The sequence below is a fragment of the Streptomyces sp. NPDC048612 genome, from assembly GCF_043199295.1.
GTDB lineage: Bacteria > Actinomycetota > Actinomycetes > Streptomycetales > Streptomycetaceae > Streptomyces.
In genome coordinates, this window is record NZ_JBICVV010000010.1 from 254523 (window position 1) to 277605 (window position 23083).

General features: G+C 72.3%; 19 protein-coding genes and 1 tRNA gene. 7 read left to right on the forward strand and 13 right to left on the reverse strand.

Going from position 1 to position 23083, the window contains the following annotated elements; translation table 11 throughout:
* Positions 1-30 precede the first annotated feature (30 nt).
* From ACGFN2_RS18205 to ACGFN2_RS18215, 3 genes are all read right to left on the reverse strand, one after another.
* Complete coding sequence (locus ACGFN2_RS18205; protein ID WP_393361419.1) at positions 31-2028, reverse strand: beta-galactosidase; 1998 nt, start codon at positions 2026-2028, stop codon at positions 31-33.
* 62 nt (positions 2029-2090) lie between these two features.
* The gene (locus ACGFN2_RS18210; protein WP_393361422.1) at positions 2091-2885 is read right to left on the reverse strand and encodes an SDR family NAD(P)-dependent oxidoreductase; all 795 of its coding nucleotides are present in this window, start codon (positions 2883-2885) and stop codon (positions 2091-2093) included.
* A gap of 183 nt (positions 2886-3068) precedes the next feature.
* A complete protein-coding gene (locus ACGFN2_RS18215; protein WP_362609685.1) occupies positions 3069-3566 on the reverse strand; it encodes a MarR family transcriptional regulator in 498 nt (165 codons plus the stop codon).
* Between the two features lie 164 nt (positions 3567-3730).
* Here ACGFN2_RS18215 and ACGFN2_RS18220 point away from each other — a divergent pair, with 164 nt between their 5' ends.
* Both ACGFN2_RS18220 and ACGFN2_RS18225 read left to right on the forward strand, forming a co-directional pair.
* Positions 3731-4555, forward strand: coding sequence for a trans-aconitate 2-methyltransferase (locus ACGFN2_RS18220; RefSeq protein ID WP_362609683.1), 825 nt, complete (start codon positions 3731-3733; stop codon positions 4553-4555).
* A 94-nt stretch (positions 4556-4649) separates the two neighbouring features.
* Complete coding sequence (locus ACGFN2_RS18225) at positions 4650-5024, forward strand: VOC family protein (RefSeq protein ID WP_393361426.1); 375 nt, start codon at positions 4650-4652, stop codon at positions 5022-5024.
* A gap of 50 nt (positions 5025-5074) precedes the next feature.
* On the opposite strand, the gene ACGFN2_RS18230 is transcribed toward ACGFN2_RS18225, so the two are convergent.
* Together ACGFN2_RS18230 and ACGFN2_RS18235 are read right to left on the reverse strand one after the other, a co-directional pair.
* Positions 5075-5758, reverse strand: a complete 684-nt coding sequence (locus tag ACGFN2_RS18230) for a TetR/AcrR family transcriptional regulator (RefSeq protein WP_362609667.1) — start codon at positions 5756-5758, stop codon at positions 5075-5077.
* Between the two features lie 21 nt (positions 5759-5779).
* Positions 5780-6793 (reverse strand): fatty acid desaturase, encoded by a 1014-nt coding sequence (locus ACGFN2_RS18235; protein WP_362609665.1) that lies wholly within the window; start codon positions 6791-6793, stop codon positions 5780-5782.
* Between the two features lie 302 nt (positions 6794-7095).
* On the opposite strand from ACGFN2_RS18235, the gene ppc reads away from it, so the two are divergent.
* On the forward strand, positions 7096-9858 hold the full coding sequence (gene ppc / locus ACGFN2_RS18240; protein ID WP_393361430.1) for a phosphoenolpyruvate carboxylase: 2763 nt from the start codon (positions 7096-7098) through the stop codon (positions 9856-9858).
* Positions 9859-9928: 70 nt separating this feature from the next.
* Here ppc and ACGFN2_RS18245 read toward each other — a convergent pair whose 3' ends face one another.
* The 6 genes from ACGFN2_RS18245 to ACGFN2_RS18270 form a co-directional block, all read right to left on the reverse strand.
* A complete protein-coding gene (locus ACGFN2_RS18245) occupies positions 9929-10450 on the reverse strand; it encodes a hypothetical protein (RefSeq protein WP_393361433.1) in 522 nt (173 codons plus the stop codon).
* 80 nt (positions 10451-10530) lie between these two features.
* Positions 10531-11118: an aminoacyl-tRNA hydrolase gene (gene pth, locus ACGFN2_RS18250; protein ID WP_362613346.1), complete on the reverse strand. Its 588-nt coding sequence runs from the start codon at positions 11116-11118 to the stop codon at positions 10531-10533.
* 143 nt (positions 11119-11261) lie between these two features.
* Entirely contained in the window at positions 11262-11855 is a 594-nt protein-coding gene (locus ACGFN2_RS18255) for a 50S ribosomal protein L25/general stress protein Ctc (RefSeq protein ID WP_362613348.1), read from the reverse strand.
* Positions 11856-12060: 205 nt separating this feature from the next.
* On the reverse strand, positions 12061-13035 hold the full coding sequence (locus ACGFN2_RS18260; RefSeq protein WP_362613350.1) for a ribose-phosphate diphosphokinase: 975 nt from the start codon (positions 13033-13035) through the stop codon (positions 12061-12063).
* 72 nt (positions 13036-13107) lie between these two features.
* Positions 13108-14565: a bifunctional UDP-N-acetylglucosamine diphosphorylase/glucosamine-1-phosphate N-acetyltransferase GlmU gene (gene glmU, locus ACGFN2_RS18265; RefSeq protein ID WP_362613352.1), complete on the reverse strand. Its 1458-nt coding sequence runs from the start codon at positions 14563-14565 to the stop codon at positions 13108-13110.
* Between the two features lie 132 nt (positions 14566-14697).
* Positions 14698-14769, reverse strand: a tRNA-Gln gene (locus ACGFN2_RS18270).
* A gap of 330 nt (positions 14770-15099) precedes the next feature.
* Between ACGFN2_RS18270 and ACGFN2_RS18275 the strand changes: the two genes are divergently transcribed.
* The gene (locus ACGFN2_RS18275; protein ID WP_393361438.1) at positions 15100-16533 is read left to right on the forward strand and encodes a sensor histidine kinase; all 1434 of its coding nucleotides are present in this window, start codon (positions 15100-15102) and stop codon (positions 16531-16533) included.
* Between the two features lie 42 nt (positions 16534-16575).
* Here ACGFN2_RS18275 and ACGFN2_RS18280 read toward each other — a convergent pair whose 3' ends face one another.
* Positions 16576-17139, reverse strand: a complete 564-nt coding sequence (locus tag ACGFN2_RS18280) for an SUKH-3 domain-containing protein (protein WP_362613355.1) — start codon at positions 17137-17139, stop codon at positions 16576-16578.
* An 8-nt stretch (positions 17140-17147) separates the two neighbouring features.
* Positions 17148-17666 carry a YwqJ-related putative deaminase gene (locus ACGFN2_RS18285; protein WP_362613357.1) on the reverse strand — a complete coding sequence of 173 codons (519 nt, stop codon included), beginning with the start codon at positions 17664-17666 and terminating at the stop codon, positions 17148-17150.
* Between the two features lie 320 nt (positions 17667-17986).
* Between ACGFN2_RS18285 and ACGFN2_RS18290 the strand changes: the two genes are divergently transcribed.
* The 3 genes from ACGFN2_RS18290 (at position 17987) to ACGFN2_RS18300 (ending at position 22944) form a co-directional block, all read left to right on the forward strand.
* On the forward strand, positions 17987-18994 hold the full coding sequence (locus ACGFN2_RS18290) for an SMI1/KNR4 family protein (RefSeq protein WP_362613359.1): 1008 nt from the start codon (positions 17987-17989) through the stop codon (positions 18992-18994).
* Between the two features lie 5 nt (positions 18995-18999).
* A complete protein-coding gene (locus tag ACGFN2_RS18295) occupies positions 19000-21768 on the forward strand; it encodes an SUKH-4 family immunity protein (protein ID WP_393361442.1) in 2769 nt (922 codons plus the stop codon).
* A gap of 240 nt (positions 21769-22008) precedes the next feature.
* Complete coding sequence (locus ACGFN2_RS18300; RefSeq protein ID WP_393361486.1) at positions 22009-22944, forward strand: LCP family protein; 936 nt, start codon at positions 22009-22011, stop codon at positions 22942-22944.
* The last annotated feature ends 139 nt before the right edge of the window (positions 22945-23083 follow it).

Sequence of the window (23083 nt, forward strand, 5' to 3'; positions counted from 1 at the left end):
CGGCCGTGGGGCGGGACTTTGCGGACACCCCTAGGGCTCCGTCAGTACGGCCACGCCCCGTGCCCCCAGCGTGATCCGGCCGACGGCCCCGGTGCCGGGCGTCCCGTCTGCCGCGAGTGCGTTCCGCATCGGTGCCGGCAGCGTGACCTCGACGGTCTCCGTCCCGTGGTTGAGCAGGAAGACATGGCGTCCGCCGGCGCCCTCACGGACGGTGGCCTGGACGCCCGGCGGCAGCTCCGGCAGTACGGGGCGGACATCGGCCGCGGCGCGGACGTCGTCCAGCAGCGCCCGCATCAGCGCCGGTTCGAGCCGGGTGCCGACGTACCAGACCGTGCCCCGCCCGTAGGAGTGCCTGGTCACCGCGGGGCGGCCGGCGAGCGGCCCGTCCGTGAAGCGGGCGAGCGCCTCGGCCCCTTCGAGGTCGAGGGCCTCCGACCACAGATCCGCCCGGCCCGTGTAGTCACCGCCCCCGACCGCCACCGTCCGGCCCGCTTCCAGCGGCCAGAACTCCTCGACCCGCAGCCCCAGCAGCGCCCGCAGCGGCGCCGGGTAGCCGCCGGGGTGCACCCGGTCGTTCTCGTCGACGATCCCGGAGAAGAACGACACCAGCAGCCGCCCGCCGTCGCGTACATAGGCGGCCAGCCGCTCGGCGTCCGGCGCGGTGAGCAGGTAGAGGCTGGGCGCCACGACCAGCCGGTAGCCGGACAGCTCGCGGCGCGGCGGCAGCACGTCGCAGGCCACGCCCGCCTCGAACAGCGGCCGGTAGTGGTCCAGCGCGATCCGGGAGTGCTCCAGTGCGGTCGACGGCTTGGAGTCCAGCTCCAGCGCCCACCAGCTCTGCCAGTCCGCGAGCAGCGCCACCCCGGCCCGCGACCGGGTCCCCGCGATCCCCGGTAGTGACGCCAACTCCCGCCCCAGCTCGCACACTTCGCGGAAGATCCGGGTGTCGGTCCCGCCGTGCGGCAGCATCGCCGAGTGGAACTTCTCCGCGCCGCCCAGCGACTGCCGCCACTGGAAGAACAGCACCGCGTCCGCGCCCTGGGCGACGGCCTGCCAGCTCCACAGCCGCATCGCGCCCGGCGGCTTGGGGCCGTTGCGGGGCCGCCAGTTGACCGCGCCCGGCGCCTGTTCCAGCAGCATCCAGGGCTGCCCGGAGCGCGCCGAGCGCATCAGGTCGAAGACGTACCCGGCCCGGACGTGGTCGTCGGGCACAGAAGGGTCCTGGTAGAAGTCCAGCGCCATCGCGTCCATATGGGGCGCCCAGGCGAAGGCGTCGACCGGCTTGTGCTGCGGCATCAGATTGGTGGTGGCCGGAATGCCCGGGGTGAGGCGTGCCAGCACCGCTTTTTCGGCCAGATAGCAGGCGCGCAGGGCCTCGTCGCCGAAGCGCAGATAGTCGAGCTGCTGCGCGGGGTTGGGGAAGGTGGGCGCGGTGCGGGGCGGCAGCACCTCCTCGAAGTCGCCGTACGCCTGCGACCAGAAGGCCGTCGACCAGGCGTCGTTGAGCGCGCCGATGCTCCCGTACCGCTCCCGCAGCCAGCGCCGGCAGTCCCCGGCCGACACCTCGCAGTAGCAGTGGCGGGTGTGGCAGCCGTACTCGTTGCCGATGTGCCACAGGGCGAGCGCGGGGTGGCCGGCGTAGCGGGTGGCGAGCTGTTCGACGAGGCGTACGGCGTGGGCGCGGTAGACGGGGCTGGAGGGGCAGTAGTGCTGGCGGCCGCCGGGCCAGCGGCGGTGGCCGTCGGCGTCCTCGGGCAGGATCTCGGGGTGCGCGCGGGAGAGCCACGGGGGCGGGGAGGCGGTCATGGTCGCCAGGCAGACGGCGATCCCGGCGCCCGCCAGCCCGTCCATGACACGGTCGAACCAGCCGAACTCCCAGGCTCCGGGCCGGGGTTCGACCTTGGCCCAGGAGAAGATCCCGGCGGTGACCATGGTGACACCGGCCGCCCGCATCAGCTCCAGATCCTCGGCCCACACCTCCTCGGGCCACTGCTCCGGGTTGTAGTCGCCGCCGAAATGGATGCCCATGGACTCCCCTACGGATCGAAGCCCGCACGGGGCGCCGCGGCCCCGCCGTCAGCGGGCACGGCTCACGACGAGTTCGTGTACACGCTCCAGCCGCCGTCGACGACCAGGCCGGCGCCGGTGACGAAGGACGCCTCGGGGGAGAGCAGGAAGGCGATGGCCGCCGCGACCTCCTCGGGCCGCCCCAGCCGCCGCGCCGCCGTCTCCGCGGCGCCGGCCTGCCGCTCCTCCTCGCCGATGCCGTCCCGGGGCGCGGTGAGCACGGGGCCCGGCAGTACGCAGTTGACCCGCACCTCCGGCCCGTACTCGACGGCGAGCTGACGGCCCAGACCGGTCAGTCCGGCCTTCGCCGCGGCGTAGGCGGGCCGCCCCGGCAGCCCGGCCAGGGCGTGTGGGGACGAGGTCAGCACCACCGAGCCGCCGCGCGCCCGCAGATCCGCCAGCGCGGCGCGCACCCCCAGGAACGAACCGGTGAGGTCGACCGCGAGCTGCCGGTCCCAGTCCGCGAGCGGGGTGCGGTCGTCCGCCGCCCCATACGGCAGGAAGGCGTTGCTGACCAGCCCGTCCACCGGGCCGTAGCGCCGCCGCGCCGCCTCGACGGCCCGCCGCCAGCCGTCCTCGCCCGCCACGTCGCAGTGCTCGTACGAGGCGTGGCCGCCGGCCGCCCGGATGCGCCGCGCGGTGTGTTCGCCGCGTGCGTCGTCGATGTCCAGCAGCAGGACCCCGGCGCCCTCGGCCGCCAGCCGGTCGGCGGTGGCCGCCCCGATCCCGGCGGCGGCCCCGGTGACCAGAACCGTACGGCCCTCGAACCGCCTGCCGTACGGGCCGTTCGCCGGGCGGGGTGCGCGCTGCTGGCTCATGGCGCGATCCAAGCCCACGGGGCGAGCGGCGGGCAAGGGCACGGGGCCCAGAGGGGCGCGCGGGCACTTCAGGGGGCGCGCGCATCCTTCACGCGCGCCATCAAATGCGGTGCGCCAACAGGTCGTACGCCGGTGCCACGGACCCTTCGGGCGCGCTCCGGGATGGCCCCGGCGCCGGGCCCGCTAGCCCGGGGTGTTGTCGAACGGCCCGGTCAACTGCCGCAGCAGCCCGGCCAGTTCGCGGCGTTGCTGGGGGGAGAGCTCGGCCAGAATGGCGCGCTCCTGCACCAGCAGTCCGGCCAGTGACTGGTCGGCCCGGTCGCGGCCCTCGGCGGTCAGTCTGACCAGCACTCCGCGCCGGTCGCTGGGGTCCGGCAGCCGCTCGACGAGGTTCTTCTTGGCCAGCCGGTCGATGCGGTTGGTCATCGTCCCCGAGGTGACCAGAGTCTGTGTCAGCAGCGCCCCGGGGGAGAGCTGGTACGGCGCCCCGGCGCGCCGCAGCGCGGTGAGCACGTCGAACTCCCAGGGCTCCAGCCCCACCTCGGAAAACGCGATACGGCGGGCCCGGTCGAGGTGTCTGGCCAGCCTGGAGACGCGGCTGAGGACCTCAAGCGGCTCCACGTCGAGGTCCGGGCGTTCACGGCGCCATGCTGCGACCAGTCGGTCGACCTCGTCCTCCATGACGATCAGTGTAAAGGGTCTGTCGACATGAAGTCTCTTGACGTCGAGATATATTTCGCTGGACTATGGGCATCGTCGGCGGGGGCTCGGTTTCCAGCCGAGACGGCTCGAACCAGACCGTGCCCGCCTTGTGTCAGCCCTGCATCGGCAAAGGGGTTTCGAACATGCACGACGCACCAACCTGGGATGCGCAGCAATACCTCCGCCACTCCGGGCACCGTACCCGTCCGTTCCTCGACCTGCTCACCCGGATACCCGACCTGCCCCGGCAGGGCCGCCCCGCCCGCATCGCCGACCTCGGCTGCGGTCCCGGCAACGTCACCGCCCACCTCGCCACCCGCTGGCCCGACGCGCACATCACCGGATTCGACAACTCCCCGGAGATGCTCAAGGAGGCCGAGACCCACGCCGGCCCCACCCCGGGCGGCGGCCACCTCGACTTCGCCCCCGCCGACGCCGCCGACTGGACGCCCGAGGAGACCTACGACCTGATCGTCTCCAACGCGGCCCTCCAGTGGGTCCCCAACCACCCGGACTCCTTCGCCCGCTGGATCGAGGCCCTCGCCCCCGGCGGCACCTTCGCCTTCCAGGTCCCCGGCAACTTCACCTCACCCAGCCACGCCCTCCTCGGCGAACTGTGCGACGCCCCCCAGTGGCGCGAGCGGCTCACCACCCACGGCCGCCGCTTCGTCCACATCCTCGAACCGGCCGACTACCTGGAGCGCCTCATCGACCTCGGCTGCGCCGCCGACGTCTGGGAAACCACCTACGTCCAGCTCCTGGAGGGCGACGACCCGGTCCTCGACTGGGTCAAGGGCACCGCCCTGCGCCCCGTCCTCACCGCCCTGGAGAACGACCCGGACACCCGCGACGCCTTCCTCGCCGAATACCGCGACGCCCTCCGCAAGGCCTACCCCACCGGCCCGCACGGCACGGTCTTCCCCTTCCGCCGCATCTTCGCCATCGCCCGGAAACCGACGACGGGCTGACGGTCCGGCCCGGAAGCCGACCACCGGCTGACGCTTCCGCCCACCGCCGGCCCCGTCCCCGTGCCCCGACTCTCCCCCCGAGGTGACCCACGCCATGATCACCGGCCTCGACCACATCCAGCTCTCCGCACCTCCCGGCACCGAGGACGCCCTACGGGTCTACTACGGGGACCTCCTCGGCATGACCGAGGTCTCCAAGCCGCCGACGCTCGCCGCCAACGGCGGATGCTGGTTCGAGGCCGGCACGGCCCGCGTCCACCTGGGCATCGACCCGGACCACCGCCCCTCGAAAAAGGCCCACCCCGGCCTCCGCGTCCACGACCTCGACGCCTTCGCCACCCGCCTGGCCACCGGCGGCGCCCCCGTCACCTGGGACCACAACCTCCCGGGCCACCGCCGCTTCTACTCGGTCGACCCGGCAGGCAACCGGCTGGAGTTCCTGGAGGCGGTGACTACGGCCGAGGGGTGAGGGCATGGGAGGCGGGGCGGTGGGCCGTTACGCCCGGGGCCCCGCCCCCCTCAATTCTTCCGATGCCCTATCAACCGAGGCCGAGCCTCCAGGTTGCCCAGGCCGTGCCAGGCCAGGTTGACCAGGTGGGCCGCCACCTCCGCCTTCTTCGGCTTGCGGGTGTCGACCCACCACTGGCCGGTCAGGGCCACCATGCCGACCAGGGCCTGTGCGTAGAGCGGGGCGAGCTTCGGGTCGAAGCCGCGGGCCTTGAACTCCAGGCCCAGGATGTCCTCGACCTGGGTGGCGATATCGCTGATGAGCGAGGCGAACGAGCCCGTCGACTGGGCCACGGGGGAGTCGCGGACCAGGATGCGGAAGCCGTCGGTGAAGGTCTCGATGTAGTCGAGAAGCGCGAAGGCGGCCTGTTCCAGGAGCTCGCGCGGGTGGCCGGCGGTCAGTGCGCCCGTCACCATGTCCAGCAGCTGCCGCATCTCGCGGTCCACGACCACCGCGTACAGGCCCTCCTTGCCGCCGAAGTGCTCGTAGACCACCGGCTTGGACACCCCGGCCTTCGCCGCGATCTCCTCCACCGACGTGCCTTCGTAACCCCGCTCGGCGAAGAGCGTGCGACCGATGTCCAGCAGCTGCTCCCGGCGCTCCGCACCGGTCATCCGGACCCTGCGGGCCCGCCGCGTCCCCGCGGAGGAGGACTTGCTCTTGCTGCCGCTGGTACTGCTGTCGTCGATCGCCACCCGTCAATGATGCCTTCCCCGCTAGCGCCGGGCGGCACCCCCGGCGGCCTTCTCCGCGCGTCGCGCGTCCAGCCGGGACGCGTCCGGCCACCGGACGTCGTACGCCCAGCCCGCCTTCTCGGCCCAGCGGATCAGACGGGCGCTGGAGTCCAGCTGCCCCTTCATCACCCCGTGCCGCGCACAGGTCGGGTCCGCGTGGTGCAGGTTGTGCCAGGACTCGCCGCACGAGAGGACGGCCAGCCACCAGACGTTGCCCGAGCGGTCACGGGACTTGAAGGGGCGCTTGCCGACGGCGTGGCAGATGGAGTTGATCGACCACGTCACGTGATGCAGCAGCGCGACCCGGACCAGGGAGCCCCAGAAGAACGCGGTCAGCGCACCCTGCCAGGACCAGGTCACCAGGCCGCCCACCAGCGGCGGGATCAGCAGCGAGACCGCCGTCCACAGCACGAACTGGCGGGAGATCCGGCGGATCGCCGGGTCCTTGACCAGGTCCGGCGCGTACTTCTGCTGCGAGGTCTGCTCCTCGTCGAACATCCAGCCGATGTGCGCCCACCACAGGCCCTTCATCAGGGCGGGCACCGTCTCACCGAAGCGCCACGGCGAATGCGGGTCGCCCTCGGCATCGGAGAACTTGTGGTGCTTGCGGTGGTCCGCCACCCAGCGCACCAGCGGCCCCTCCACGGCCAGCGACCCCATGACCGCGAGCGCGATCCGCAGCGGCCGCTTCGCCTTGAACGAGCCATGGGTGAAGTAGCGGTGGAAGCCGATCGTGATGCCGTGGCAGCCGATGTAGTACATCACCACCAGCAGCGCCAGATCGAGCCAGCTCACCCCCCAGCCCCACGCCAGCGGCACCGCGGCCAGCAGCGCCACGAACGGGACGATGATGAACAGCAGGAGCGAGATCTGCTCGACCGACCTGCGCTGCTCACCGCCGAGCGTCGCGGACGGCGCCTGCGTACCGGCGGCCGGACCGGCGGCGGAATCGGCGGATACCGGTGGATCTTCTACAGCTTCAGGACCAGCAGTCATGGTGTCCCTCGTCGGGGGCTCGGGGGCGCGTCTACGGCTACGGAACCGTAACCTACGGTCTCGTAAGTATGGCAGTGCCGCCGCCACGGGCAAGGCCGTGACAGGCGCCACACCCGTCCGCTGTGACGCAGTGCCCACCCAGCGGACGGTGTGATCTGCCGAAGCTGGGCAGACCTATCCTGGGGACGTCGGACAGCGCGGTCCGCAACCCGCCCGCATCAGAACTGCCCAACCCGTCGCCCGCCCCGACCCCTCCCACGGGTCGCGTGCGACGTCCCTGATCGCCGCAAGGAGCCGCACCTGTGAGCAGCGCCGACCACACCCCGGCCGAAATCGTGTCCATCGAAGGCCCCGAAACCGGCCCGAGCGACAACGTCGCCCTGCGTGCCGACATCCGTCGCCTCGGTGACCTCCTCGGCGAGACCCTCGTCCGCCAGGAAGGGCAGGAGCTGCTCGACCTCGTCGAGCGGGTACGCGCCCTGACCCGCTCCGACGGCGAAGCCGCCGCCCGGCTCCTCGGCGACACCGACCTGGCCACCGCCGCCAAGCTGGTGCGCGCCTTCTCCACCTACTTCCACCTTGCGAACGTCACCGAGCAGGTCCACCGCGGCCGGGAGCTCGGCGCCCGGCGCGCCGCCGAGGGCAGCATCCTCGCCCGCACCGCCGACATGCTGAAGGACGCCGACCCCGAGCACCTGCGCGCCACCGCCCGCAACCTCGGCGTCCGCCCCGTCTTCACCGCGCACCCCACCGAGGCCGCCCGCCGCTCCGTCCTCACCAAGCTCCGCAAGGTCGCCGAGCTGCTCGACAGCCCCGACGCCGAGCGCCGCCGCGCCGACCTCCGCCTCGCCGAGAACATCGACCTCATCTGGCAGACCGATGAGCTGCGCGTCGCCCGCCCCGAGCCCACCGACGAGGCCCGCAACGCCATCTACTACCTCGACGAGCTGGGCCGCGGCGCCGTCGGCGACGTCCTGGAGGACCTCGCCGCCGAGCTGGAGCGGGCCGGCACCGAGCTGCCCGCCGGCACCCGCCCGCTGACCTTCGGCACCTGGATCGGCGGCGACCGCGACGGCAACCCCAACGTCACACCGCAGGTCACCTGGGACGTCCTGCTCCTCCAGCACGAGCACGGCATCACCGACGCCCTGGAGCACGTCGACGAGCTGCGCGGCGCCCTGTCCAACTCCATCCGCAACTGCGGCGCCACCGACGAACTGCTCGCCTCCCTCCAGCACGACCTGGACCTCCTCCCGGAGATCAGCCCCCGCTACAAGCGGCTGAACAGCGAGGAGCCCTACCGCCTCAAGGCCACCTGCATCCGGCAGAAGCTCCTCAACACCCGCGAGCGCCTCGCCGGCGACACCCCCCACGTCCCCGGCCGCGACTACCTCGGCACCACCGAGCTCCTCGACGACCTCGCCCTCATCCAGAACTCGCTGCGCGAACACCGCGGCGGCCTGGTCGCCGACGGCCGCCTGGAGCGCACCCTGCGCACCATCGCCGCCTTCGGCCTGCAGCTCGCCACCATGGACGTCCGCGAGCACGCCGACGCCCACCACCACGCCCTCGGCCAGCTCTTCGACCGCCTCGGAGAGGAATCCTGGCGCTACGTGGACATGCCGCGCGACTACCGCCGCAAGCTCCTCGCCAAGGAACTGCGCTCCCGCCGCCCGCTGGCCCCCACCCCCGCCCCCCTCGACGAGGCCGGCGCCAAGACCCTCGGCGTCTTCCGCACCATCCTCAAGGCCAAGGACACCTTCGGCCCCGAGGTCATCGAGTCCTACATCATCTCCATGTGCGCCGGCTCCGACGACGTCTTCGCCGCCGCCGTCCTCGCCCGCGAGGCCGGACTCATCGACCTGCACGCCGGCTGGGCCAAGGTCGGCATCGTGCCGCTCCTGGAGACCACCGACGAGCTGAAGATCGCCGACCAGCTCCTCGACGAGATGCTCGCCGACCCCTCCTACCGGCGCCTGGTCGCCCTCCGCGGCGACGTCCAGGAGGTCATGCTCGGCTACTCCGACTCCTCCAAGTTCGGCGGCATCACCACCTCCCAGTGGGAGATCCACCGCGCCCAGCGCCTGCTGCGCGACGTCGCCCACCGGCACGGCGTCCGGCTGCGCCTCTTCCACGGCCGCGGCGGCACCGTCGGCCGCGGCGGCGGCCCCTCCCACGACGCGATCCTCGCCCAGCCCTACGGCACCCTCGAAGGCGAGATCAAGGTCACCGAACAGGGCGAGGTCATCTCCGACAAGTACCTGGTGCCGTCGCTGGCGCGGGAGAACCTGGAGCTGACGGTCGCCGCCACCCTCCAGGCCTCCGCCCTGCACACCGCCCCCCGGCAGTCCGACGAGGCACTCGCCCGCTGGGACGCCGCCATGGAGACCGTCTCCGACGCCGCCCACGGCGCCTACCGCCGCCTCGTCGAAGACCCCGACCTGCCCGCGTACTTCTTCGCGTCCACCCCCGTCGACCAGCTCGCCGAACTCCACCTCGGCTCCCGGCCCTCCCGCCGCCCCGACTCCGGCGCCGGCCTCGACGGACTGCGCGCCATCCCGTGGGTCTTCGGCTGGACCCAGTCCCGACAGATCGTCCCCGGCTGGTTCGGCGTCGGCACCGGTCTCAAGGCCGCCCGCGAGGCCGGACTCGACAGCGTCCTCGACGAGATGCACGAGTACTGGCACTTCTTCCGCAACTTCCTGTCCAACGTCACCATGACGCTGGCCAAGACCGACCTGCGGATCGCCCAGCACTACGTCGACACCCTCGTCCCCGACGAGCTCAAGCACGTCTTCGACGTCATCAAGGCCGAGCACGAGCTCACCGTCGCCGAGGTCCTGCGCGTCACCGGCGAGAAGGAACTCCTCGACTCCAACGACGTCCTCAAGCAGACCTTCCACATCCGCGACGCCTACCTGGACCCGATCTCCTACCTCCAGGTCTCGCTGCTGCACCGCCAGCGCACCGCCGCCGAACGCGGCGAGGAAGCCGACCCGGTCCTCGCCCGCGCCCTGCTGCTCACCGTCAACGGCGTCGCCGCCGGACTCCGCAACACCGGCTGACCCACCCCGGCACCACACACGACGGCGGCCCGCCCTCCACCAAGGAGGACGGGCCGCCGCCGTATCAGCCCTACAACGCCGCGAACGCCGCGCCCAGCAACACCGCCCCCAACAACCCCATCACCCACGCCGTACGCCGCAACCGCATCCCCCCGGCCACCACCAGCGCCGCCAGCAGCAACGACCCCGCGAACGGCACCCACGCATGCAGAATCCCGGCCGCCCCCGTCCGCACCGCATGCGTCGTTCCCGGCTTGACCGTCACCTCGACCCGCGCACCCCGGTCCACCGACCCCTGCGCGACCGACACCTTCGCCAGCCGCCGGCCCTCACCCGCCGACGGCACATACGGACCCGTACACCGCTCACCCGCACACGCCGACACCGTCATCACACCGCGCCCCCGCGCCTTCACCAGCATCGCGTACTGCGCCGTCTGCCACGACGTCCACACCCCCGCCACCAGCAGCAGCAACGCCAGCAGGCCCATCACCCCGGCCCTGGCGACCAGCAGCATCCCGACGGCACTCTCACCGGCCCGCCGGGTACGACTGCGTCTGACCGAACGGGTGCGCGTACTGCTTCTGGCCATGGCGGCGATCCTTGGCCATCACCCCTCACCCGGTCAACCTCCGGAAACGGTTCGTCAGAGCCTGACCACCGCTGTCCCCTTCAGGAGTTGTACGTGGTCTGTGCCCTTTCCAGACCGTCCACGATCAACGTCTCCACCGCATCCGCCGCCCGGTCCACGAAGTAATCCAGCTCCCGCCGCTCCGCCCCCGAGAAATCCTTCAGCACGAAATCCGCCACCTGCATACGACCCGGCGGACGCCCGATCCCGAACCGCACCCGGTGATACTCCGCGCCCAGCGACTTCGTGATCGACTTCAGACCGTTGTGCCCGTTGTCGCCACCACCCAGCTTCAGCCGCAGCGCACCGTAATCAATATCCAACTCATCGTGAATCGCCACGATGTTGCCCACCGGCACCTTGTAGAAATCCCGCAACGCCGTCGTCGGCCCACCCGACAGATTCATGAACGTCATCGGCTTCGCCACCACCACACGACGACTGGACGGACCCGGCGGACCACAACGCCCCTCCACCACCTGCGCCCGCGCCTTGTGCGTCTTGAAACGGCCCCCCATCCGCTCCGCCAGCAAATCCGCCACCATGAATCCCACATTGTGGCGATTGCGCGCGTACTCCGGGCCCGGATTACCCAGCCCCACCACCAGCCACGGATCAGCGTCCGCCATGTCAGCAACTCCCACATCCGCCGGCCGCATCCGCCGGCCCCGACCGCAACTGCCCATGAAACAGCCCAACCGCCGCCCCGCACCCAAAGGCACGCGGCAGCGGCTGGACCACTCGCTGAGAAAACGCCTCAGCGAAAAGCGACTCAGGCCTCGGCGCCTTCGCCCTCACCCTCGGCGGCCTCCTCGGCCGGGGCCTCCGCCTGCGCCGCGACAACCTGCAGCACCACGGCGTCGTCCTCGACGGACAGCGCGGAACCCGACGGCAGGGCGATGTCCTTGGCCAGCACCGAAGAGCCCGCCTCCAGGCCCTCGACGGACACCGTGACCGACTCCGGGATGTGGGTGGCCTCGGCCTCGATCGGCAGCGCGTTCAGCACGTGCTCCAGGACGTGCTGGCCCGGGGCCAGGTCACCCTCGACGTGGATCGGCACCTCGACGGAGACCTTCTCGCCCTTCTTCACGGCCAGGAAGTCCACGTGCACCAGGAACTGGCGGATCGCCTCACGCTGCACGGCCTTGGGGATGACCAGCTCGCTCTTGCCGTCGAAGTCCAGACGGATCAGGGCGTTCGGCGTCTTCAGGGCCATCATCAGCGCGTGGTTGTGGATCGCCACGTGCTGCGGCTCCGCGCCGTGACCGTAGATGACCGCGGGAACCAGGTCGGCGCGACGCGCACGACGCGCGGCACCCTTGCCGAAGTCGGTACGGACCTCGGCGGTGAGCTTGACCTCAGCCATGACTGCACTCCTCGTAACTCAGAAACATCCGGTGGGCGTCACCCGGCCCACGACAGACCTGCTACGAAGAGCGCGTCGATAACGGACAGCCACCACAAAAGGGCGGCCTCCCTCGCCGAGCAACTCCACGAGTCTACCCGGCCGGAAGGCCGCCCCAAAGTCGATCAGCGCCGGACTACCTCACAGGCCCGCCCGGCGCCCGCACTCACTGCTCCTCGAAGAGGCTCGTCACCGAGCCGTCCTCGAACACCTCACGGATCGCCCGGGCGATCGTCGGCGCCATCGACAGCACCGTGATCTTGTCCAGCTCCAGCTCCGAAGGCGTCGGCAGCGTGTTCGTGAACACGAACTCGCTCACCTTCGAGTTCTTCAGCCGGTCCGCAGCCGGACCCGACAGCACACCGTGCGTCGCCGTCACGATCACATCCGAGGCACCGTTCGCGAACAGCGCGTCCGCCGCCGCACAGATCGTGCCACCCGTGTCGATCATGTCGTCGACCAGGACACACACCCGGTCCTTCACATCACCGACGACCTCGTGCACCGTGACCTGGTTCGCCACGTCCTTGTCCCGCCGCTTGTGCACGATCGCCAGCGGCGCACCCAGACGGTCACACCAACGGTCCGCCACCCGGACGCGGCCCGCGTCCGGCGACACCACCGTCAGCTTCTCCCGGTCCACCTTCGCGCCCACGTAGTCCGCCAGGACCGGCAGCGCGAAAAGATGATCCACCGGACCGTCGAAGAAGCCCATGATCTGGTCCGTGTGCAGATCCACCGTCACCACACGGTCCGCACCCGCCGTCTTCATCAGGTCCGCGATCAGCCGCGCCGAGATCGGCTCACGGCCACGGTGCTTCTTGTCCTGACGCGCATAGCCGTAGAACGGCACCACGACCGTGATGCTCCGGGCCGACGCCCGCTTCAGCGCATCAATCATGATCAGCTGTTCCATGATCCACTTATTGATCGGAGCCGTGTGGCTCTGAATCAAAAAGCAATCCGCGCCACGCGCCGACTCCTGATAGCGGACATAGATCTCACCGTTGGCGAAGTCAAAAGCCTTCGTCGGGACCAGGCCGACACCCAGCTGATGCGCGACCTCCTCCGCCAGCTCGGGGTGGGCGCGGCCGGAGAAGAGCATCAGCTTCTTCTCGCCGGTCGTCTTGATCCCGGTCACAGCAAATCTCCTCGAATCACAGTTTGCGTGCGCTCATCACGGTACGCCCCGCACGGCGCACCCCTTGCACGATCACCGCTCGCCCTCGGAATCCTGACGAGCAGCCGAAGCCGCCTGCGCGGCGGCACTTCCAGGCCGCTTACGCGCGACCCAACCCTCGATATTCCGCTGCTGGCCACGCGCGACCGCCAGCGAACCCGGGGGCACATCCTTGGTGATAACCGAGCCCGCCGCCGTATAAGCGCCGTCCCCGACAGTGACCGGAGCCACAAACATGTTGTCCGACCCCGTCTTGCAATGCGACCCGACCGTCGTGTGGTGCTTCGCCTCACCGTCGTAGTTCACAAAGACACTCGCCGCGCCGATATTGGTGAACTCACCAATCGTCGCATCCCCCACATACGACAGATGCGGCACCTTCGTGCCCGCACCGATCGACGCGTTCTTCATCTCCACATACGTGCCGGCCTTCGACTTCGGACCAAGATCGGTACCCGGACGCAGATACGCGTACGGCCCGACATTCGCCCCCTCGCCGACACGCGCACCCTCGGCCACCGTGAACGACAGCACCGCGCCCGCACCCACCGTCGTGTCCGACAGCCGCGAATGCGGACCCACCTCGGCACCCGCCGCCACATGCGTCGCACCCAGCAGCTGCGTCCCCGGGTGCACCGTCACGTCCGGCTCGAACGTCACCGACACATCCACCCACGTCGACGCCGGGTCCACCACCGTCACACCGGCCAGCATCGCCCGCTCCAGCAACCGCTCGTTCAGCAGCCGCCGCGCCTGGGCCAGCTGCACCCGGTTGTTGATCCCCAGAATCTCCCGGTGATCGCCGGCCACCGCCGCACCGACCCGGTGCCCGGCCTCGCGCACGATCCCCAGCACATCCGTCAGGTACTCCTCACCCTGACTGTTGTCCGTACGCACCTTGCCCAGCGCATCGACCAGCAGCCGCCCGTCGAAAGCGAACACCCCGGAATTGATCTCCCGGATCGCCCGCTGCGCCACACTCGCGTCCTTGTGCTCGACGATCGCGGTCACTGCGCCCGAGCTCTCGTCCCGCACGATCCGCCCGTAGCCCGTCGCATCCGGGACCTCGGCCGACAGCACCGTCACCGCGTTGCCGTCCGCGGCGTGCGTGTCCCCGAGCAGGCGCAGCGTCTCCCCGGTCAGCAGCGGGGTGTCACCACAGACGACGATCACCGTGCCGTCCACGGCCACACCGCTCTGGCTCAGCTCCTCCAGCGCCGTACGCACCGCATGACCGGTGCCGTTCTGCTCGTGCTGCACCGCGGTGCGCACACCGGGGTCGATCTCGGAGAGGTGCGCCTGGACCTGCTCGCGGGCGTGGCCGACGACCACGACGAGGTGCTCGGGGTCCAGCTCACGGGAGGCGGCGACGACATGGCCGACGAGGGACCGGCCGGAGAGGGTGTGCAGGACCTTTGGGGTGGCCGACTTCATGCGGGTTCCCTCACCCGCTGCGAGAACGACGACGGCTGCCGGGCGGTTGGCGCTCACGGGGATGCCCTTCGGCTTCTTGGCTACTTCGGGTGGTGGTCACCCGAAGGATACCGGTGCGTATAGCAGCCGAAACGCGGGCGGGTCCTGACGTGGTGGTCAGGACCCGGATATTCGCCCGTTGTGCATGTGCTCCCCCGCCAGGACTCGAACCCGGACATAAGGCACCAAAAGCCTCAGTGCTGCCAATTACACCACAGGGGATAGTAGAGCGGTTTAGACCGGACATCTCGTCAGTCTGGCCGCTTGGCACCCAACACTATGCCGCACCACCAGCCTTCGATGCGACGGTATAGCTCCGCACTTTGTAGCACCCGGACCACCAGGCAACCGAGGCCCTGGCCGCGCAGTTCGCGGGCGCGGGCGCGGAGGCCCGGCCCTGGCGTCGGGGCAGCGTGTCGCGCGCGGGCATGTCGAAAGTGTGGGCGATTCAATAGTTCGAGGGAAAACCCGCGGTAAGGGCTGGTATGGGGCCTGGTTTGTGGCCCATTAGGGGTCGGGGCTTGGGGGGTGGGCGCCCGTAGGCTGGTCGGTATGACCGCAACGGGGGCAAGCGAAGGTGTGGGCGCGCGGGGTGCGCCGGTGAGCGGGCCGTGGTGGTGGGCCCGGCGGCGGAGTGCCGTGCTGGACGTGGGTCTGGCGGCGGCTTCCACGGTGGAGTGTGTCTTCGAGGGGGCGCGGTTCGCCGACGGGGCGCAGTTGCCGCAGCTGGTCGGGGTGCTGCTGGGTCTGCTGGTGGGGCCGGTGCTGTTGTTGCGCCGGCGTCGGCCGGTGGTGGTGGTGCTGGTCTCGATCGCGGTGACTCCGGCGGTGATGGGCGGGCTGCTGAGCACGGTGGGGCTGTACACGCTCGCCGCGTCGGATGTGCCGCGCCGTATCACGGCGTTGCTGGCGTCGATGACGGCGGCGGGGACGCTGGTGACGACGTTCCTCAGCCTGCGGCAGGACGTGGCGGCGCAGGAGGACTTCCAGCCGCCGGGGTGGCTGATCCCGGCGATGTCGTTGGCGCTGGGGCTGGTGCTGACGGCGCCGCCGGTGTTGTGGGGGCTGTATGTGGGGGCTCGCCGGCGGCTCGTGGAGAGTCTGCGGGAGCGGGCGGACGGTCTGGAGCGGGAGCTGTCGTTGCTGGCCGACCGGGCCGAGGAGCGGGCGGAGTGGGCCCGTAACGAGGAGCGGACGCGGATCGCGCGGGAGATGCATGACGTGGTCGCGCACCGGGTGAGTCTGATGGTGGTGCATGCGGCGGCGTTGCAGGCGGTGGCGCTGAAGGACCCGGAGAAGGCGTCGAAGAACGCGGGGCTGGTCGGCGACATGGGGCGGCAGGCGCTGACGGAGCTGCGGGAGATGCTCGGGGTGTTGCGTACGGCGGATGCGGCGGCGCGGGGCGACGTGGTGTCGGGTGCGCCGGAGCGGCTGGCGGCGGTGGCGTCGCGGGCGGGGGCGACGGTGCGGGCGCGGCCGTCGGAGCCGTTCGCCGGTGAGGGTGTGGGGGAGGCGCCGGAGGAGGCCGGGGAGCCGGTGCCGGTTGCCGGGGAGGCGGATTCCGAGGGGCCGCATCTGGCGGAGCTGGCGGATCTGGTGGGTCAGTCGCGGGCGGCCGGGATGGTCGTGGAGCTGTCGGTGGACGGGGTGGCGGAGGGGGAACCGGCCGGGCGGCGGTATGCGCCTTCGGTGGAGCGGACCGTCTACCGGGTGGTGCAGGAGGCGCTCACGAATGTGCACAAGCATGCGCCGGGGGCGCGGGCGCGGGTGCGGCTGGCGCACCGGGAGGGTGAGCTGGCGGTGCAGGTGGAGAACGGTCCGTGTGAGGGCGGGGCGGCGGATGCGGGGCTGCCGAGTGGCGGTAACGGTCTGGTGGGCATGCGGGAGCGGGTGACCGCTCTGGGGGGTGTCTTCGTCTCGGGTCCGACGGATGCCGGTGGTTTCCGGGTCTCGGCGGTCCTGCCGGCTCCCGCCGAGGCCGCCTGACGTACGCACGGGCACCGGCAGGAAGGGCGCCGGGGCGGCGGTTCAGTCCGTCTCCGGCCCGGCCACTCCCAGCCGCAGTGGCCGGCTTCCCAGGACGAGTGTGCCCAGTGCGCTGTCGATGTCGGGTCCGAGGTACCAGTCGCCGGTGTGGTCGAGGCTGTAGATCCGGCCTTCGGCGTCGATGGCGAGGGTGGCCTGGGTGAAGGTGGCGCCGTCGTGGTCGGTGAGTTCTTCGCGGCCGAGGGGGGCGACGTCGGTCTCCAGGGCGCGGCCGAGGTCGCCGAGGGTGCGGGCGAGGTGGAGTCCGTGGAGGGGGTCGAGGGTGAAGGGGGTGGGGGCGATGTGGCGGCCGGGGCCGGGTCCGGTGATGTGGAGTCCGCCGAATTCGGCCCAGGCCTCGACGGCGGCGGGGAAGACGGTGTGGCGGTGGCCGGCGGGGGAGGTGTGGGCGCGGAGGGTGTCTGCCCAGTGTTCGGCCTGCTTTATGTCCCAGCGGCCGGGGTGCCAGCCGGCTTCCTGGAGGGCGACGTCGACGGCGGCGGGGAAGCGGGTCGAGTCGGTCCGGTCGTGGGCGGGGGTGCGGGGGCCGGGGGTGGTGGGCGGCATGGTGGCGGTCAGCTTCCTGTGGGCGTGGTGCCGCTGATGGGCATGACGCCGAAGTGGGCGAGGAGGGCGTCGCAGGAGCGGCAGGGCGGGGCGTAGCTGCCGTGCTGGGGGTCGCCGTCCTCGCGGATGTGGCGGGTGGTGAGTTTGGAGTGTTTGAGGGAGCGGCGGGCTTCGCCGTTCGTGAGGGGTTTGCGGGAGGCGCGTTTGCCGCGGTTGGACTCGACGGCGGTGAGGTGGCGGGAGAGCAGGACGGCTTCGGGGCAGCGTCCGGTGAAACGTTCGCGCTGTGCGGTGGCGAGGGTGTCGAGGAAGTCCTGGACGAGGGGGTGCAGGGCGGGGGGCTGTTCGGCCTTGCCGGCGGTACAGGTGAGGGTTTGTCCGCGTACTGACAGGGCGGCGGCGACGGTGGGGAGGATGCCGTCGCGGCGCTGGCGGAGGGCGGGTGCGCGATGGGTGTCGGCGGTGCCGCTCCAGCCGATGCGGGGGTCGCCGGCGCTTGAGTTGTGGTGGCGTGCAGTGGTGCTCATGGTGGTGCTTTCCCTCCCCGAATCCCCGTGGTACTGGGGGCCCCTCGCCGTAGGTGGGGGAGGGTCAGCCTGCCAAATGTGCTGGGTCTTGCGGTAGTCGGTGGGGCTGCGGGTGATCTTACGGCGGGCTGACGGGGCGTCGGTCGCGGGGTATCGGGGCTGGTGGGCGGGGTGGTGCGCGGGGGGCTCGGGGGTGGTGTGGCGGTGGGTGACGCCGGTGTGTCGCGGGGCTGACGGGCGGGGGCGGGGGAGGCGGGGAGGGCGTGGCGGTACGGCTTAGGCTGTGCTGCAAAGCCAGCTTCAGCCAGGGGGCACGTGCGATGACGACAGGTCGGCAAGGGCTGGGGGCACTCCCCGGCCCCCAGGCGGCGGGACATGCCGCGCCACCGAATTCGGCCTATGCCGGGCAGGTCGTACATTTTCCCGATCCGGTGCGCGCGGCGCGCTACCCCGCCGGGGTGCGGATGGACGAACGGGGTTTCCCGGAGTTCTCGCCGTATGCGCGCGCGGCGGCGGAGATCGCCGAGCCGCCGGAGGGTTTCGGCGTCGACGAACTGCGGCTGACGGACTATGTGTCGGCGAACGCGGCCCTGCACGCGCAGGGGCACGAGCTGTGGATAGACGTGCCGGCGGTGGCGACGCCGCACGGCTGGACCTGGCACCACGTGGCCGGCACCCGGCGGATGGAGCTGATCCCGGTCGAGGTGAAGGCGCTGCTGCGGCATCACGGCGGGCTGGCGACGGCCGCCGTGGCGCACGACAAGCGCGGGACCCGGCCGCTGCAGGAGACCCGGCCGGCGCACTTCGGGCTCCCGCACCGTGATCTGTCGGTCGGTGAGGAGCAGTTGGCCCAGGCCGAGGAGGCGCTGGGCTACCGGCTGCCGGGTGCGTACCGCTCGTTCCTGAAGGCGGCGGGCGGCTGCGCCCCGGTGGGTGCCGCGCTGGACGCGGAGTTGGGGCTGCTGGTCGACCAGCCGTTCTTCACGGTGCGCGACGATGCGGCGGTCAACGATCTGCTCTATGTGAACAAGTGCCTGCGGGACCACTTCACCAAGGACTATCTGGGCGTGGCGTTCGTACAGGGCGGGGTGGTCGCGGTAAAGGTGCGCGGCGAGGCGCTCGGTTCGGTGTGGTTCTGTCCGTACGACGATGCCCGGGACCAGGACGGGTGGACGGTGCAGGAGCGGGTCGAGCGGCTGCTGTTGCCGTGCGGCGCGGACTTCGATGACTTCCTGCAGCGGCTGGCGGGCAATCCGCCGGAGCTGGAGACGGTGGCGGATCTGATGGTCGACGGTGGCTTCGCGTACGCGGTCGCGGTGGGGGGTTGAGCGCGGTGGTGACGTTCGCGCAGGCGCAGGAGCGCGCCGAGCTGTGGGTGAACGGCGAGGTGCCGCCGGCGCTCCACCGTGAGGTGCGGGTGCGGGAGTTCGATCTGGGCTTCGTGGCCTGGGCGGAGGACCGGGAGGGAGGGCCGACGACCGATGGCGGCCGGGCCCGGCTGGTGATCGCGCGGGACAGCGGGGAGACGACGCTGTGGCCGGGGCTGCCGGTGGGTGAGGTGATCCGGCGTTACGAGGAGGAGTACGGCGCTTCCGTGGACGCCGGGCGCGGGGCGGCCGAGGCGCCGCCGCAGCGGATCGATCTGGAGGCCACGTCGTTCCTGCTGACGCCGCCGGAGTGGCTGCAGGAGGCGGCGGACGCGCGGCGGGCGGCGGAGCAGCGGGGCGCGGAGGGTGCGGCTCCGGCCGCGCCGCCTGTTCCCGCGCCCGCCCCCGGGCCGGTGGCGGCGGAGGCGCCGGTGTCGGACGCCTGGGCCGAGGTGAGCGTCAACGGCACGGACGGCGGGGCCGCGCAGAGCGGTGCGCAGGTGGGTCCGGGGGCGGGCGCCTCCGGGGTGCCGGAGCCGTGGGCCGGGGCGGACACGACCTCCGGTGCGGGGGGCGAGGACCGTTCCGTGGGGCTGCCCGCGACGGTGTTCGCGCCGCCGCTGGCCGGTTTCGACGAGGCGGACGAGGCGCCGGCGCCGCGGGCCCGGCCGGACGCCAAGACCGAACTTCTGCAGGGCGGCAGCCAGTTGCCGCACACGCAGGTCGCGCCCGCGCCGGCCGCGCCGGAGGACGGGGCCCGGCCCGGCGCCGGTGCGCTGCCGCCGCCGATGCCGTCCGCGCCGCCGGCCGCCGCGGGGCTGCCGGATCTGCCGCCGCCGTCCGGTGCGCCGGTCACCGAGGTGCCGCCCCCGCCGGGTGCCGCCGTGACCGGGCCGGGTGTGCCGCCTACCGGGGCGCCGCCCGCCCCGCCCGCGGGCGACGGGGTGCATGCCGCGGCGACGATGCTGGCCGACGGCTCCGCGCTGCCCGGCAACGCCGCCGGGGGTCCGCCCCCGCCGCCCCCCGTACCCGGTCCGCCGGTGGCGGGCGGGGACGGTGGGCAGCAGGCCGCGGAGGCCGGCGGGTCCGAGGCGTCCGGTCCGGCGGGGTCCGGTGGGCCGGCCGGCGGGTATGTGCCGACGCAGATGGTCTCGCAGCTGGACGCGGCGGAGCTGGATCTCAGCGCGGTGGACGGGCCGGAGGCGTCGGGCGGGGCCGGTGCGTCCGGTTCCGGCGGTCCGGGGCCCGGCGGGGTGCACGCGGCCGCGACGATGCTGGCCGACGGTGCGGCCGTGCAGGCGGCCGGGCTCGCGAACGCCGGGGGGCCGGGCGGCGGCGCCGGTGGCCCCGGGGTGCCGCCGCCGCCCGCGCCGCCCGGTGTGCCGGGCGTGCCCAAGCCGCCCGGCCCGCCCGGCGTGCCCGGCCCGCCCGCGGACGGCCGGAACTCCGGTGGCCAGGGCGGTCCGCCCCCGCCGCCCGCCCCGCCTGCCCCGCCCGCCACGGGCGGTCCCGGCGGCGGGGTGCATGCCGCGGCGACGATGCTGGCCGACGGCGCGTCCGTGCAGGCGGCCGGCCTCGGCGGTGCCGGTGGACCCGGCGCGGGCGGCGGTCCGGGTGCGCCCGGTGTGCCGCCGGCGGCCGGTCCCACGCCGCCGCCCCCGGCGCCGCCCGGTCCCCAGCAGGGGCCGCCCGGTGCGCCGGGCCCCGGCGGCACGGGCGCGTACGGCTATCCGCAGGCGCCCGGCGGCCTGCCGACGGTCGGTCCGGGCTATATGGCGGTGCTGAGCTACCGTGCGCCGGACGGGTCCGAGCAGAAGATCGTGCGCCGTTCCGCGCCCGGTACGCCGCACCCGGAGTGGCAGCTGCTGCACGAGCTGCGCGGGATGAACATCCCGCCGCAGCAGGTGCTGGAGCTGCACACCGAGCTGGAGTGCTGTGACCTGCCGGGCGGCTACTGCGCCCGGATGATCCGGGACAACTGGCCGCAGGTGCGGATCAGCCACACCGCCGCGTACGGCCGCGAACACGCCTCGCGCCAGCAGGGCGTCCGGCATCTGGTCGAGCACCAGGGCGAGTTGCACCAGGTCGCGGACGGTCCGGCGCGTCCGGCGCCGGTGCGGGTGCCGCTGCCGCACCCGTCGCAGGTGCAGCCGGTGCCGCCGGCGCCCCCGCAGGTGATCGGGCAGGAGCTGGAGCAGGCGTTCGGTCCGCAGGCCCTGTTCCGCTTCGACCAGCGGGCGGTCTCCCGGCAGGGGGTGCCCGACGTGGTGGCGCAGATGCTGGTGTGGGCCGGGCTGCCGGTCGACTTCGGGCCGTTCTTCTGGGCGCAGGCGCAGCCGCACCGTCCGGTGCCGACGCTGGCGGAGCTGGCGGCGGAGCGGATGGTGCAGCCGGCCGCGGACGCCGGTTCGTATCTGGTGATGGGCAACGACTTCGGCCGTCAGCTGTGTGTGCAGTACGGGACCGCGCACATCGTGGCGGTGCCGATGGAGGCCGGTCCCGGCGGCCAGCCGGCGACGCCGCAGTTCGTGAACTCGGGGCTGCCGGAGTTCACGCGCTGTCTGGCGATGCTGGGCCGGATGTGGCGGCTGCGGTACGGGCTGACGCCCGAGCAGGCGGGCCGGTGGACCGTCGACTTCCAGGCGCAGCTGGTCGCGCTGGACCCGCCCGCGCTGGGCTCGCCGGAGACCTGGTGGTCGGTGCTGCTGGAGCAGATGTGGGACGGGCTGCTGTAGCGGTGTGTCACCGGCCCGGGGCCGGTGCCCGCCGGGCCGGTGCGGGGCGCTCGACCTGCGGAACGGGCCGGGCGCGCCGACCATGCGTATATGGGCCGTCCGATACCCCCGTTGTCGCAGGCGTCGTCGACGACGCTGTACCGGGCAGGGCGCCCGCGGTGGTGGCACCGCGGGCGGACGGGCGGGCCGCCGCGCCGGCCACGGCGCCGCCGCCGCTGGGCGTGGTTCACCTGGACCCTGGTGGTGCTGCTGGTGCTGGTCGCCCTGGTGTGTGCGGGCGGGGCCTGGCTGTACGTCTCGACGGGGCGGCAGCTGCAGCATGTGGACGCGCTGGCCGACTACCCGGGCCGGCCGGCCGCGGGCAAGGGCACGAACTGGCTGCTGGTCGGCACCGACAGCCGTACCGCGCTGACCCCGCAGCAGCGCGCTGAGCTGCACGTCGGCAACAACGAGGTGCAGAACACCGACACGATCATGGTGCTGCACTCCGGGGAGCACGGCCCCACGCTGGTCAGCCTGCCGCGGGACAGCTACGTCCCGATACCGGGCCACGGCAGCCGGAAGATCAACGAGGCGTACGCGGACGGCGGGCCGAAGCTGCTCACCCGAACGGTGGAGCAGGCGACCGGGCTGCGTATCGACCGCTACGCCGAGGTGAACTTCCTGGGGTTCGTGCAGGTCGTGGACGCGCTGGACGGGGTGCGGCTGTGTCTGGACGCCCCGTTGAAGGACGAGAAGTCGGGCGCGGACTTCGTGGCCGGCTGTCATCGGATGAACGGGGCCGAGGCGCTGGCGTTCGTCCGGGCGCGGTACACCGACCCGGAGGGTGACCTCGGACGGGTGAAGCGCCAGCGGCAGTTGCTGGGTGCGGTGGCGGACGAGATGGCGGCCCCGTCGGTGCTGCTCGATCCGGACCGGCTGACGCGGGTGCGGGACGCCTCGCTGGCGGCGCTGCTGGTGGACGATGGCGCGGATGTGGCGCGGCTGCTGGATATGGGCTGGTCGATGAAGCAGATCGCCGGGGGCGGCGGCACGGCGACGACGGTTCCGGTGCAACGGCCCGGGGTGATGGTCAGTGGTGTCGGGTCGGTGCTGCCGTGGGACGAGAACGGGGCGGGGGAGTTGTTCCGGGCGCTGCGCCACGACGAGCCGATTCCGACTTCTGGCACCAAATGACGCATCCTGGTGGGGTGGCTGGGGTGAGGTGCCGCGACGGTGCGATGCCGCACCGATCCCCAGGGAAGCGCGCGTAACGCCACAGTGCTGCACACAACCATGCGAACGGCGCGGAGGGCTGCGGGTCGCCCGGCGGCCG

What these genes read in the sequence shown, in the direction of transcription:
- ACGFN2_RS18205 (WP_393361419.1), bottom strand. Translation starts at nt 2,028, where the DNA reads ATGGGCATCCATTTCGGCGGCGACTACAACCCGGAGCAGTGGCCCGAG.
- ACGFN2_RS18210 (WP_393361422.1), bottom strand. Translation starts at nt 2,885, where the DNA reads ATGAGCCAGCAGCGCGCACCCCGCCCGGCGAACGGCCCGTACGGCAGG.
- ACGFN2_RS18215 (WP_362609685.1), bottom strand. Translation starts at nt 3,566, where the DNA reads ATGGAGGACGAGGTCGACCGACTGGTCGCAGCATGGCGCCGTGAACGC.
- ACGFN2_RS18220 (WP_362609683.1), top strand. Translation starts at nt 3,731, where the DNA reads ATGCACGACGCACCAACCTGGGATGCGCAGCAATACCTCCGCCACTCC.
- ACGFN2_RS18225 (WP_393361426.1), top strand. Translation starts at nt 4,650, where the DNA reads ATGATCACCGGCCTCGACCACATCCAGCTCTCCGCACCTCCCGGCACC.
- ACGFN2_RS18235 (WP_362609665.1), bottom strand. Translation starts at nt 6,793, where the DNA reads ATGACTGCTGGTCCTGAAGCTGTAGAAGATCCACCGGTATCCGCCGAT.
- ACGFN2_RS18245 (WP_393361433.1), bottom strand. Translation starts at nt 10,450, where the DNA reads ATGGCCAGAAGCAGTACGCGCACCCGTTCGGTCAGACGCAGTCGTACC.
- pth (WP_362613346.1), bottom strand. Translation starts at nt 11,118, where the DNA reads ATGGCGGACGCTGATCCGTGGCTGGTGGTGGGGCTGGGTAATCCGGGC.
- ACGFN2_RS18255 (WP_362613348.1), bottom strand. Translation starts at nt 11,855, where the DNA reads ATGGCTGAGGTCAAGCTCACCGCCGAGGTCCGTACCGACTTCGGCAAG.
- ACGFN2_RS18275 (WP_393361438.1), top strand. Translation starts at nt 15,100, where the DNA reads ATGACCGCAACGGGGGCAAGCGAAGGTGTGGGCGCGCGGGGTGCGCCG.
- ACGFN2_RS18280 (WP_362613355.1), bottom strand. Translation starts at nt 17,139, where the DNA reads ATGCCGCCCACCACCCCCGGCCCCCGCACCCCCGCCCACGACCGGACC.
- ACGFN2_RS18285 (WP_362613357.1), bottom strand. Translation starts at nt 17,666, where the DNA reads ATGAGCACCACTGCACGCCACCACAACTCAAGCGCCGGCGACCCCCGC.
- ACGFN2_RS18290 (WP_362613359.1), top strand. Translation starts at nt 17,987, where the DNA reads ATGACGACAGGTCGGCAAGGGCTGGGGGCACTCCCCGGCCCCCAGGCG.